This is a genomic window from Rhizobium sp. BE258, from assembly GCF_031457345.1.
GTDB lineage: Bacteria > Pseudomonadota > Alphaproteobacteria > Rhizobiales > Rhizobiaceae > Rhizobium.
This window is the reverse complement of record NZ_JAVDWL010000003.1, coordinates 390,385-401,971: the sequence shown is the minus strand read 5'-3', so window position 1 is coordinate 401,971 and position 11,587 is coordinate 390,385. Positions and strand designations below refer to the sequence as shown.

The 11,587-nt window shown below is 64.5% G+C and carries 11 protein-coding genes; 7 read left to right on the top strand and 4 right to left on the bottom strand.

Going from position 1 to position 11,587, the window contains the following annotated elements:
- Positions 1–6: 6 nt before the first annotated feature.
- Positions 7–270, bottom strand: coding sequence for a hypothetical protein (locus J2X43_RS12460; RefSeq protein ID WP_112386242.1), 264 nt, complete (start codon positions 268–270; stop codon positions 7–9).
- Positions 271–435: 165 nt separating this feature from the next.
- Here J2X43_RS12460 and hemF point away from each other — a divergent pair, with 165 nt between their 5' ends.
- The 3 genes from hemF to J2X43_RS12445 all read left to right on the top strand — a co-directional run bounded on the left by hemF (position 436) and on the right by J2X43_RS12445 (position 2,033).
- A complete protein-coding gene (gene hemF / locus J2X43_RS12455; RefSeq protein WP_310294348.1) occupies positions 436–1,347 on the top strand; it encodes an oxygen-dependent coproporphyrinogen oxidase in 912 nt (303 codons plus the stop codon).
- Between the two features lie 119 nt (positions 1,348–1,466).
- The gene (locus tag J2X43_RS12450; protein WP_112386240.1) at positions 1,467–1,733 is read left to right on the top strand and encodes a hypothetical protein; all 267 of its coding nucleotides are present in this window, start codon (positions 1,467–1,469) and stop codon (positions 1,731–1,733) included.
- A 114-nt stretch (positions 1,734–1,847) separates the two neighbouring features.
- Positions 1,848–2,033, top strand: coding sequence for a DUF1059 domain-containing protein (locus tag J2X43_RS12445; protein ID WP_112386239.1), 186 nt, complete (start codon positions 1,848–1,850; stop codon positions 2,031–2,033).
- Here J2X43_RS12445 and J2X43_RS12440 read toward each other — a convergent pair whose 3' ends face one another.
- Genes J2X43_RS12440 through J2X43_RS12430 form a run of 3 tightly spaced genes read right to left on the bottom strand, consistent with a single transcriptional unit; the run spans position 2,034 to position 4,554 of the window.
- Entirely contained in the window at positions 2,034–3,287 is a 1,254-nt protein-coding gene (locus J2X43_RS12440) for a CCA tRNA nucleotidyltransferase (RefSeq protein ID WP_310294343.1), read from the bottom strand.
- Complete coding sequence (locus J2X43_RS12435) at positions 3,284–3,934, bottom strand: CoA pyrophosphatase (RefSeq protein ID WP_310294341.1); 651 nt, start codon at positions 3,932–3,934, stop codon at positions 3,284–3,286. The genes J2X43_RS12440 and J2X43_RS12435 overlap by 4 nt, the downstream gene beginning before the upstream one ends.
- Positions 3,931–4,554, bottom strand: coding sequence for a DUF1285 domain-containing protein (locus J2X43_RS12430; RefSeq protein ID WP_310294339.1), 624 nt, complete (start codon positions 4,552–4,554; stop codon positions 3,931–3,933). The genes J2X43_RS12435 and J2X43_RS12430 overlap by 4 nt, the downstream gene beginning before the upstream one ends.
- Positions 4,555–4,711: 157 nt before the next feature.
- Between J2X43_RS12430 and J2X43_RS12425 the strand changes: the two genes are divergently transcribed.
- The 4 genes from J2X43_RS12425 to J2X43_RS12410 are packed head-to-tail and all read left to right on the top strand — an operon-like array spanning position 4,712 to position 11,543.
- Positions 4,712–5,722 (top strand): MoxR family ATPase, encoded by a 1,011-nt coding sequence (locus tag J2X43_RS12425; RefSeq protein ID WP_310294338.1) that lies wholly within the window; start codon positions 4,712–4,714, stop codon positions 5,720–5,722.
- 19 nt (positions 5,723–5,741) lie between these two features.
- Entirely contained in the window at positions 5,742–6,662 is a 921-nt protein-coding gene (locus tag J2X43_RS12420; RefSeq protein ID WP_310294335.1) for a DUF58 domain-containing protein, read from the top strand.
- Entirely contained in the window at positions 6,659–9,472 is a 2,814-nt protein-coding gene (locus tag J2X43_RS12415; RefSeq protein WP_310294334.1) for a DUF4159 domain-containing protein, read from the top strand. Before J2X43_RS12420 ends, J2X43_RS12415 begins: the two co-directional genes overlap by 4 nt.
- Before the next feature lies 1 nt (position 9,473).
- Positions 9,474–11,543 carry a hypothetical protein gene (locus J2X43_RS12410; protein WP_310294332.1) on the top strand — a complete coding sequence of 690 codons (2,070 nt, stop codon included), beginning with the start codon at positions 9,474–9,476 and terminating at the stop codon, positions 11,541–11,543.
- The last annotated feature ends 44 nt before the right edge of the window (positions 11,544–11,587 follow it).

Here is an 11,587-nt window from a genome sequence, read left to right as displayed (position 1 = left end):
AGATGATCAGTCGGCCGATGGCAGGCGGCGCATCGTGAACTCGATCTGATCATTATCGAGCTGCCGCCAGCTTTCGACTTCGGTCCAGTAGGCCGCCTTCGGATATTCGGCAAACCATTCTCGGGCCTTGGCCCGCGCATCGAGCAGCGCAAGCCGGTATGTTTCGCGCACGAAGCGGTCCGCGCCCGTGCGGGGCGTCCCCTCGGCGCGATGCCGCTCGATCCTTCGTTTCAAGCCGTCGAATGACGGAGGTCCCGGAATTTTATTCATGAAACCTACCTCTGCCGGAAAAAGGTAGTATCGAAGCCGCTAATTTGCGAGTCGAATCTTGACTGCGGCCTTCCGCCCGCTGGCGACTGGCGTTCCTAGCTGATAGGAGGCGTCGCAATCAGGAATGACGGGTCGCGGCTCCGGCTGCGGCCTATGGGGGTTAGTATGGAAAGACCAGTATTGCCGGCAGGCCTTCCCGCCGACATCGAAGACAAGAAGCTTGCGGCCCAGACGTGGTTCCGGCAGCTGCGCGACACGATCTGTTCCACCTTCGAGGCACTGGAAGACGAACTCGCCGGACCGATGTCCGATCGCGAGCCGGGCCGCTTTATCGGCAAAGACTGGTCGCGTGACAATGGCGCGGGCGGCGGCGGACGCATGTCGATGATGCATGGCCGCGTCTTCGAAAAGGTCGGCGTTCACACCTCGACCGTCTATGGCGAATTCGCCCCCGATTTCCGCGCCCAGATCCCCGGCGCCAATGAGGACCCGCGCTTCTGGGCCTCCGGCATCTCGCTGATCGCCCACCCCGTCAATCCGAACGTGCCCGCCGTCCACATGAACACCCGCATGGTCGTGACCTCGACCCGCTGGTTCGGTGGCGGCGCCGACCTGACGCCGGTTCTCGACCGCCGCCGTAGCCAGGAAGACGAAGATACGCAGCTCTTCCACAAGGCGCTTGAACTCAGCTGCCGCCAGCACGCGGTTGCCGATTACGATGCCTACAAGAAGTGGTGCGACGAATATTTCTTGCTGAAGCACCGCAATGAGCCGCGCGGCACCGGCGGCATCTTCTACGACTGGCTGCATTCGAGCCCTGAGGCCGGCGGCTGGGAGGCCGATTTCGCCTTCACGCAGGACGTCGGCCGGGCCTTTGCCGCAGTTTATCCACAGATTGTTCGCGCCAACTTCAACAAACAGTGGACGGAACAGGATCGTGAGGAACAATTGATTCGTCGCGGCCGCTATGTGGAGTTTAATCTCCTCTACGATCGCGGTACCATCTTCGGGTTGAAGACGGGTGGCAATATCGAGTCGATTCTCTCGTCCATGCCGCCAACGGTGAAATGGCCGTAGGCGCTGCAGATCAGACTGTACGATAACGTACGGGTAAAAACATGTTGAATGCCCTTCAAGAAGGGTGAACGCGTTCTAAATCAATTTGTATGTGCATAACAATCGGAGGAGGATTGTCCATGACGATACAAAGCGGTTCATCCGCGGATGCGCAGCAATCATCCCGCGTAATCGATGCCCCGGAATTTCTGAGCCGTCTCGCAGAAGACATGCGGGCGAAAAGCGGCTCGGATTTGCCCCTTTCCTGCTTCATCGAGCAGGTCAAGCTTCAGCTCGCCGGCGGAAAATCGCCGGAAGAGCTGCAGGGCCAGGGCCGCGAAAGCGCCAATTCCAACACGCCCTACCAGTCTTCGGACTGCTACCGTTTCTGGGCGATGCCGGAATAAGCCTATCAATCCGGCCGATCGCCGCGATCGGCCGGAACCTTCTCCCCTCTTTGCACATTCAAGCTACGCGTGAATTTGCGCGATCCTGTCACGTTCCGGATCAAGGAGGATACAATGCGACTTTTCGAATGCGGTACGCTCGTTCCAGGCTGCGACTGGCATACCCGTGCCAATGACGACGCCGAAGTCGTCCGCCGCGCGGTTGAGCATATGAAGACCGCCCACGGCGAGACCACCATCCGCGAAAACATGGTCGACAATATCAAGGCTCGCATCCGCAACGAAGCGAACGCGGCCTGATCATGTCGTGATATCGTTGAGCCGGGCGAGCAGCGCCGCCCGGTCGGCAACGAAATTCTCATCGACCCATTGCTCTTCGAGCGTCTGTAACAGCTGGCCGACGCGCGGACCCGACGGTATGCCGGACGCCATCACGTCGCCGCCGCTCAGCGGAAATTTCGGCTTCTGCCACCGCTCCGCCTGATCGAGCAGCTTGCCGAGACGCGCAGCCCGGCTCATCTCCTTCATGTCGCCTTCCGCCTTGCTCCGCGCCACCGCGAGCGCCAGCTTCAGCCGTGCGATGATGCCTTCGGGTGCATTGCGGTAAAGCAGCCGGTCAAAGGCGGCAGACGACATCTCGTCGTTCACGGGGACCGCAAGCGCCCAGGTTTTCAGCCAGGCGGCTTCCGCATTGGCAAGCTTCAGCCGCGCCGACATCGCCACCAGGCGGGGAACATCGGGCGGGACGATTGAGGCCAGCCGGAGCAGCGAATCCGGCGCCCAGCCGAGCGCCTGCTCGGTCGCCACCAGCCCCGGAATGGCGTCGATACCCCACTTTTCCGTCTCCGGCAGGATTTCGTTCAGCGTCGCGACGGTCCGCATCCAGAGCAGCGCGCGGCCGGGATCCTTGGCCGACAGCAGCTTGCGAAGCTCGGACCAGACACGCTCGGCCGAAAGCGTTGCGAGCTTCGAGCGCGCCGCGGCGGAAGCCTTCAGCCCGGCCGCATCCGGCCTGCCGGAGCCGTAATAGGCGAAGAAACGGAAGAAGCGCAGGACCCGCAGGTAATCCTCTGATATCCGCGTCGCCGCATCGCCGATAAAGCGGATGTTGCGCGTTTCGATATCGGCCAGACCGCCGACGAGATCGATCACCTCGCCCGCCGCATTGGCATAGAGCGCATTGATCGTCAGATCGCGCCGCTCGGCGTCAACCTGCCAGTCGGTGCTGAAGGCGACCTTGGCGTGCCGTCCATCGGTCTCGACGTCGGTGCGCAGCGTCGTCACCTCGAAGGGCTTGCCGTCGAGAACCAGCGTCACCGTGCCATGCGCGATCCCTGTCGGCACCGCCTTTATACCCGCGGCCTTCGCCCGCGCGATCACGGCCTCCGGCGTCAGCGTCGTGGCCATATCGATGTCGCTGACATCGAGCCCCATCAGGCTGTTGCGCACGGCGCCGCCGACGACGCGGCCCTCGCCGCCATCGGCATTCAGCAGCGAAAAGACGCGCGTCAGGCGCGGATCCTGAAACCAGGCTTCGTGAGCCACACTGGTCATGCATACATTCTTTCGTAAATCGTGCGGATGATGCCGGCCGTAATGCCCCAGATCATCCATTCCTCATAGGGCATGCGGTAAAACTGGCGCTGCACTCCGTTCCAGGGGCGGCTGTCAAGCGCGTGATTATCAGGGTTCATCAGGAATGATAGCGGCACCTCGAACACGCTTTCCACCTCATCCGGGCTCGGCGTCAGCGTGAAGCCGGGCTTGATGACGGCAAGAACCGGGGTGATGCGGAAGCCGGTCGCCGCCAGATAATCCGGCAGGCGGCTGACCGGTTCGATGAACATGTCGGCGAGGCCGATCTCCTCGCCAGCCTCGCGGATCGCCGCCATCTCCAGCGACTCATCGGTCGGATCCATCGAACCGCCCGGAAAGGCGATCTGGCCGGAATGCTTGCGCAGCGTCTCGGTGCGCTTGGTCAGGATCACCCGCGCGTCGTCGCCGTCATCGATGACAGGCACCAGCACCGCCGCATCGCGCAGCTTGATGGTCTCGACATAGGGCAGAAGATCCTGGTTGATCAGGTGATCGCCATGGTCGCGCCAGGCGAGATCGATCGGCCCGCCCTTCTGATTGAGCGCCCGGCGGCGGAATTCATCGGCCGAATACAACGGATAGCGGGATGCAATCGGTTCGCTCATCGGGACAGCGCGTCCAGTTCATCCGCAGGCATGACAGGAAAGATGCGCCCGCCGGATCGCAGGCAGAACATCTGACGCCCCTCCACCTCGATCACTTCGCCAAGCTCGACCAGTTCATACATCACAGGACGCGCAACCAGCGCCTCCAGCCTGCCGCGCACATGCAGATAGGGCTTCAGCTCGCTGTTGTCGCCATGGATGACGAAACGCAGCGCATGCTCGTCTCCGGCCTCGACGACATCGCCGGTATTGGTGCGAAACGTCAGCACCTGGGTCTCCCCACGTCCCGTCACACTCATCTCGACGGCGAGAAACGGCGCATCGGCGACGCGGATGCCGACCTTTTCCACAGGAGTCACAAGATAGGTCTTGCCGTCCTCATCCTTGCGCAGGACCGTCGAAAAAAGGCGGACAAGCGGCGCCCGGCCGATCGGCGTGCCCATGTAGAACCATGTGCCGTCGGCGCGGATTTCCATGTCGATATCGCCGCAAAAGGGCGGATTCCACTTGTCCACGGGCGGAAGACCGCGCGTTTTGCCACCGGTTTCGCCGGCGGCACGCGAAATCAGCGCGGCCAGCCCCGCTGCATCTTCGCTCGCCCTGATCTCTTCGCCTGCCATTCTTCTGTCCCGGTTTGCACTTAACGAGGGGAAGTCACGAGATAGTCATTCGAAACGAACTTGTCAGCCCGCAACATCTTCATAACTCTATCGGGTATGAGGCAGAGGTGTAAGTCCGCCGATTCGCGACGAATGATTTAGCCGTTGGAGATGCCTGATGGGTATGATGAAGACCGAAGACAGCCTCGATGAAAAGGCGATCATTGCCGCCGCCGAAAAGGCGCTTGCCGATATCGCCCTTGTCCGTGAAGAAGTTTCGAAGGTGATCTTCGGTCAGGAAAGCGTCGTCGAGAACACGCTTCTCGCCGTGCTTTCGGGCGGCCATGCGCTGCTGGTCGGCGTTCCCGGCCTTGCCAAGACCAAGCTCGTCACTACGCTGGGCGAAGTGCTCGGCCTCGGCGCCAACCGCATCCAGTTCACGCCCGACCTGATGCCCTCGGATATTCTCGGCTCCGAAGTCATGGACCAGGACGAGAGCGGGCGCCGCTCCTTCCGCTTCGTCAAGGGACCGGTCTTTGCCCAGTTGCTGATGGCCGACGAAATCAACCGCGCCTCGCCGCGCACCCAGTCGGCGCTGCTGCAGGCCATGCAGGAATATCACATCACCGTCGCCGGCCAACGCTACGACCTGCCGGCGCCGTTCCACGTTCTTGCCACTCAGAACCCGCTGGAGCAGGAAGGCACCTATCCGCTGCCCGAAGCACAGCTCGACCGCTTCCTGATGCAGGTAGACGTCAACTATCCGGAGCTTGCTGCCGAGCGGCAGATCCTGCTCGAAACCACCGGCCTCAGCGAAACCAAGCCGCAGGCGGTGCTCGATGCCGGCAGGCTGACACAGATCCAGAGCCTGATCCGCCAGATGCCCGTCAGCGACAAGGTGGTCGATGCCATCCTCGCCCTCGTGCGCTCGGCCCGTCCCGGCCAGGGCAATGCCGCGACCGACAAGCATGTCGCCTGGGGCCCCGGCCCGCGCGCCGGCCAGGCGATGATGCTCTGCGCCCGTGCACGCGCACTCTACGAAGGCCGCCTCGCGCCTTCGCTCGATGACGTCTATGCTCTGGCCGAACCCGTGCTCGAACATCGCATGGCGCTGACCTTCGCCGCCCGCGCCGAAGGCATGTCGGTCCGCGATGTGATTGCCGGCCTCGTCAAGCAGGCCCGGGGATAAGAACAAGGATAGAGAACGCGTGGCGTCTATCGGACAGATCGTCAATCCCACACCGGGCAGCGATGCGCTTGCACGAGCAAGGCAGCGCGCCTCGCTGGTGCCCGATTGTCTGGTCGAAGCCAAGCGCATCGCCAACACGGTGATCGCCGGCTGGCATGGCCGCCGCAAGCGCGGCATCGGCGAGAATTTCTGGCAGTTCCGCCCCTATACCGAAGGCGAAAGCCTGTCGCGCATCGACTGGCGCCGCTCGGCCCGCGACGACCACACCTATATCCGCGAACGCGAATGGGAAGCCGCCCACACGATCTGGCTCTTTGCCGACATGTCACCGTCGATGATGTACAAATCGACGCTCGGCAGCGTGTCCAAGGAAAGCCGTGCGCTTGTCATCATGCTGGCGCTCGCCGAAATCCTGGCGCGATCAGGCGAACGCATCGGCTGCCCAGGCGTCATGGAGCCGGTTTCGGCACGCAATGCTGCCGAGCGTCTGGCGACCGCGCTGATGCATTCGCAGCTCACCGGCGGGCTGCCCGAAGTGGCGATGATCCGCGGCTGGAGCGATCTGGTGCTGATCGGCGATTTCCTTGACGATGCCGATGCCGTCATCGCGCGGCTGACGCCGCTTGCCCGCCGCGGCCTTCGCGGCCATGTCGTCGAAGTGGCCGATCCGGCCGAGGAAATCTTCCCCTATAGCGGCCGCACCGAATTCACCGATCCGGAAACCGGCTCCAAGCTCGTCTCCGGCCGCGCCGAAAATATCCGCGACGCCTACACCCGCGCCTATCTCGCCCGGCGTGACAGTCTCGGCCAGTCGCTGCGCCATCTCGGCTGGACCTTCGTCACCCACCGGACCGACCATCTGGCATCCGAAGCGCTGGTGGCGATCCATATGTATCTCTCCGGCATGCCGGCCAAGGCAACGCATGGAGGGCAGCTGTGAACGCCCTTCCCTTCGCTTTCGCCTATCCCGCCATCCTCGGCGCCCTCGTCGCCCTCCCGGTCATCTGGTGGCTGCTGCGTCTCACGCCGCCGCGCCCGAAGACCGAAGTCTTTCCGCCGCTGAAAATCCTCGCGACCGTTCTAAAGCGCGAGGAAACACCGGCGCAGAGCCCCTGGTGGCTGACGCTGCTGCGCATGCTGCTCGCCGCCGCGGTGATCCTGGCGATCGCCGATCCGGTCTTCAATCCGCGCACCAATTCGCTGGCCGCAGGCGGCCCGCTCGTGCTCTTTGTCGACAATAGCTGGGCAACCGCACCCGATTGGGAGCGCCGCGTGCAGACGGCCGAAGCGCTGATCGACGACGCAGAATCCGCAGGCAGCCCCGTCGCCATCGCCTTCACCGCCGACCCGACCAACGATGCCGTTCCCGGCACCGCGGCAGTCGCCCGCGACAAGCTGCGCGCCGCCGAACCCAAGCCACTCCTCCCCGACCGCCAGCGCGCCTTCGAAGCATTGCGCGCCGCTTTGAACGGTACAAAGCCCGGCACGCTCGCCTTCCTGTCCGACGGCGCCGCCTCCAGGGACAACGAAACCGTCGTCCGCGACCTCGCCAACCTGCAGCCGGCCGAGCTGCGGCTCGTCGAAGGCGACAGGGCGCAGACCATCGCCATCACCGGTGCTGCCAATGCCGCCGATGCGATGACCGTCACCGCCACCCGCCTCGACACGGCAGCCGCCTCGCAACTGCCGCTGACGGCGCAGGACGCCCAGGGCCGTGCGATCGCCGCCGGTTCCGTCACCTTCCAGCCCGGCCAGTCGGTGGCGACAGGGTCGATCGCCGCCCCCTTCGAGATGCGCAACGATTTCGCCCGCGTCAGCATCGACGCCCATGCGACGGCTGGTTCCGTCCACCTGCTCGACGACGGCTTCAAGCGCCGCCGCGTCGTGCTGCTCTCGGGCGAAGCAGGCGACGAATTCCAGCCGCTGCTCTCGCCGCTCTATTACATCCAGCGCGCGCTGCAGCCCTACGCGGATCTGATCGAACCGAATTCGCCCGATCTCGCCACCTCGATCCCGGATCTTCTTGCGCAGAACCCGTCGGTGATCATCATGGCCGATATCGGCCGTCTGCCGCAGGAAACCTACGAGCCGCTGCAGCGCTGGATTGCCAATGGCGGCACGCTGATCCGCTTCGCCGGTCCGCGCCTTGCCGCAGCCCCTGCCGACGATCCGCTGGTGCCGGTGACGCTGCGCCAGGGCGAACGTGCGCTCGGCGGCGCTCTCTCCTGGGCCGAACCGCAGCCGCTCGCCGACTTCCCGAATTTCGGCCCCTTCGCCGGCATGGCGAGGCCAACCGACGTGACGATCAAGCGGCAAGTGCTCGCCGAGCCGACACCCGACCTTGCCGAACGCACCTGGGCCAGCCTTGCCGACGGCACGCCGCTCGTCACCACCAAGCCGATCAGTGCCGGCCGCATCGTGCTCTTCCATGTCAGCGCCGAGGCCACATGGTCGAACCTGCCGATCTCCGGCAACTTCGTGGAAATGCTCCGCCGCATCGTTCAGCTTTCCCGCTCCGGCGGCGTGACCTCCGAGGCCGGCGCGGCATCCACCGCCGAGGCGCTGCCGCCCTTCCGGCTGCTGGACGCCAAGGGCGTGCTGACCACCGAAACCGGAACCGCCCGTCCGCTGATCCCGAACGCCAAGGCCGCACCGGTCTCGAATTTCGACAATCCGCCCGGACTCTATGGTTCAGAAGATGGCTTTACCGCATTGAATGTATTGCCTGATAATGCCGAACTGAAGCCGCTGGACACCGCAGGCGTCACCGTCATCCGCGCCGGATTGATCGGCGGCGAAACGTGGTCCGCCAAGCCTGCGCTCTTCCTGATCGCCTTCCTGCTGCTGCTCGCCGACAGCCTGATCGTGATGTTCATGAGCGGCGCCTTCTCGCGCCTTCGCCCGGCCGCCCGCAGCGCCGCGCTGATTGCCGTGGCGATCGCCGCCGGCTTCTTCCTGCAGCCGCATGATCTGCGCGCCGACGATTCCAAACCCGGCGACGACCTGATCCTGCAACGGCTCGACAACACCCATCTCGCCTACGTCGTGACCGGCGAACAGGACGTCGACAACATCTCCGAGCGCGGCCTCGAAGGGTTGACGGAATTCCTCACCTACCGCACGACCTTGGAGCCGGCACCGCCTGTCGGCCTCGACCTGACCAAGGACGAGCTCTCCTTCTACCCGATCATCTACTGGCCGGTTTCCGCCTCAGCCCCTATGCCCTCGACGGCAGCGATCAACCGCATCGACGCCTACATGCGCGCCGGCGGCACGGTGCTCTTCGATACCCGCGACCAGTTCAGCGCCCTCGACAATTCCGGTGGCGCGCAGAGCGCCAATGGCGAACGCCTGCAGCAGATCCTTGCCAATCTCGATATTCCGCCGCTCGAACCGGTGCCATCGGACCACGTGCTGACCAAGTCCTTCTATCTCCTGTCGAGCTTCCCCGGCCGCTATGCGGGCAGCCCGCTCTGGATCGAGGCCCGTCAGGACAATCGCGCCAGCGATCCCAAGTCCGCCGCCTCCGCCGACGGCGTCTCGCCGATCCTGATCACCGGCAACGACTTTGCCGGTGCCTGGGCGGTCGATGAAAACGGAACGCCGCTGCTGCCGACCGTGCCGCCGGACGAGGCGCAGCGCGAATATGCCTATCGCGCCGGCGTCAACATCATGATGTATATGCTGACCGGCAACTACAAGACCGACCAGGTTCACGTCCCCGCCCTCCTCGAACGTCTGGGGCAGTGACATGACGCTCAATTTCGCCCCCTTCATTCCCTGGCCGATCCTTGCCGTCCTCGCCGTGATCGTCGCAGCCGTTGCCACCCTTGCCATCCTGCGCGGCGTCCGCGGCGCCTGGATCCGCACGGTCGCGGCCATCGCCCTGCTTGCCGCCCTCGCCAACCCGCTGCTGATGCAGGAAGATCGCGAACCGCTTTCGACGGTGGTCCCTGTGATCGTCGACCGCAGCCAGAGCCAGCAGACGCCCGAGCGCATCAAGATGACCGACGACGCGCTGGCGCAGCTGAAGGACCGGCTGTCGCGCTTCCCCGATATCGAGCCCCGCTATGTCGAGGCCACGGAGCCCGAAGATTCGGACGCGCCCTCAACCCGCCTCTTCAACGCCCTCTCCGCCGCTGTCGCCGACGTTCCGCCCGCCCGTATCGGCGGCGCCATCATGCTGACCGACGGCGAGGTTCACGATGTTCCCGGCGTCAATCAGGCACTCGGTTTCGACGCCCCGATCCACGGGCTGATCACCGGCAAGCCCGACGAATTCGACCGCCGCATCGAGGTCATCAAAGCGCCGCGCTTCGGCATCGTCAACGAGGAGCAGCAGCTTGTCCTGCGCGTCTTCGACGACGGCCCAAGCCCGGGCGGCACCGCAACCGTTACCGTCAAGCTGAATGGCGACGAGATCGCCACGCTGCAGGCCACACCCGGCCAGGATACGCCCTTCTCATTCCGCGTTCCGCGCGGCGGCAGCAACGTGCTGGAATTCGCCGTCGCCGCCCTGCCCGGCGAAGTGACCGAAGCCAACAACCGCGCCGTCCATGTCATTGACGGCATTCGCGAAAACCTGCGGGTGCTGCTGGTCTCAGGTGAGCCGCATGCCGGCGAACGCGCATGGCGCAATCTGCTGAAGTCGGATGCTTCGGTGGATCTGGTGCATTTCACCATCCTGCGTCCGCCGGAAAAGCAGGACGGCACGCCGATCAACGAACTGTCGCTGATCGCCTTCCCGACCCGCGAGCTGTTCGTCGACAAGATCAAGGATTTCGATCTCATCATCTTCGACCGCTACCAGCATCGCGGCGTGCTGCCGATCCTCTATTACGACTACATCGCCCAATATGTCGAAAATGGCGGTGCGCTGCTGATCGCCGCCGGCCCCGAACATGCCGGCCAGGACTCGATCGCGCTGACGCCGCTGCAATCGGTTCTGCCTGCGGCACCGACGGGCCAGATGATCGAGAAGGCCTTCTATCCACGCCTCTCGGACGAGGGGCGCAAGCACCCGGTCACCCGCGGCCTCGACGGTTCCGCCGACGAGCCGCCGCATTGGGGCCGCTGGTTCCGTTCCGTCGGCGTCGAGCAGCCGCAGGGCCAGACCGTCATGGTCGGCGCCGACAACAATCCGCTCCTGGTCTTGAACCGCGCCGGCCAGGGCCGCGTCGCCATGCTGCTCTCCGATCAGGGCTGGCTCTGGGCCCGCGGCTTCGAGGGCGGCGGTCCGCACGTCTCGCTTTATCGCCGCATCGCCCACTGGCTGATGAAGGAGCCGGCGCTCGAGGAAGAGGCGCTGACTGCCCGCGCACAGGGCCGTACGCTTGAATTCACCCGCCAGACGATCGGCGGCGATCCCGGCGAGGCAACCGTCCGCTACCCATCCGGCAAGACCGAGAACTTGCCGCTCGCCCAGTCCGAACCCGGCCTCTACAAGGCCGAGAAGAAGATGGACGAGATCGGCCTCTTCGAGATCCGCAACGGCGACCTGACGACCCTCGTCCATGTCGGCGCCGTCGATGCGCCCGAGTTCAAGGCGATGGTTTCGACGACTGAAGCCCTGAAACCGATCACCGACAAGACCCGCGGCCTCGTTGCCCGTGTCTCGGACGCAACTGGCGCCATCGAAGTGCCGCCGGTTCTGCCGGTGCGCGGCCAGATCCGTGTCGCCGACAGCGAGCGGATGCAGATCAAGCTCACCAACGAGACCGTGCTGAAGGGCATCAACACGCTGCCGCTGTTTGCCGGCTTTGCCGGCGTCGGCGTCCTGCTGCTGGCCTTCGGCGCCATGTGGTGGCGTGAGGGGCGCTGAGCGGCTTTGTGCGAAGGCGAGACTCTGATATCGGCAGGCGATAG

What these genes read in the sequence shown, in the direction of transcription:
- J2X43_RS12445 (WP_112386239.1), top strand. Translation starts at nt 1,848, where the DNA reads ATGCGACTTTTCGAATGCGGTACGCTCGTTCCAGGCTGCGACTGGCAT.
- J2X43_RS12435 (WP_310294341.1), bottom strand. Translation starts at nt 3,934, where the DNA reads ATGAGCGAACCGATTGCATCCCGCTATCCGTTGTATTCGGCCGATGAA.
- J2X43_RS12425 (WP_310294338.1), top strand. Translation starts at nt 4,712, where the DNA reads ATGGGTATGATGAAGACCGAAGACAGCCTCGATGAAAAGGCGATCATT.
- J2X43_RS12430 (WP_310294339.1), bottom strand. Translation starts at nt 4,554, where the DNA reads ATGGCAGGCGAAGAGATCAGGGCGAGCGAAGATGCAGCGGGGCTGGCC.
- hemF (WP_310294348.1), top strand. Translation starts at nt 436, where the DNA reads ATGGAAAGACCAGTATTGCCGGCAGGCCTTCCCGCCGACATCGAAGAC.
- J2X43_RS12450 (WP_112386240.1), top strand. Translation starts at nt 1,467, where the DNA reads ATGACGATACAAAGCGGTTCATCCGCGGATGCGCAGCAATCATCCCGC.
- J2X43_RS12460 (WP_112386242.1), bottom strand. Translation starts at nt 270, where the DNA reads ATGAATAAAATTCCGGGACCTCCGTCATTCGACGGCTTGAAACGAAGG.
- J2X43_RS12440 (WP_310294343.1), bottom strand. Translation starts at nt 3,287, where the DNA reads ATGACCAGTGTGGCTCACGAAGCCTGGTTTCAGGATCCGCGCCTGACG.
- J2X43_RS12410 (WP_310294332.1), top strand. Translation starts at nt 9,474, where the DNA reads ATGACGCTCAATTTCGCCCCCTTCATTCCCTGGCCGATCCTTGCCGTC.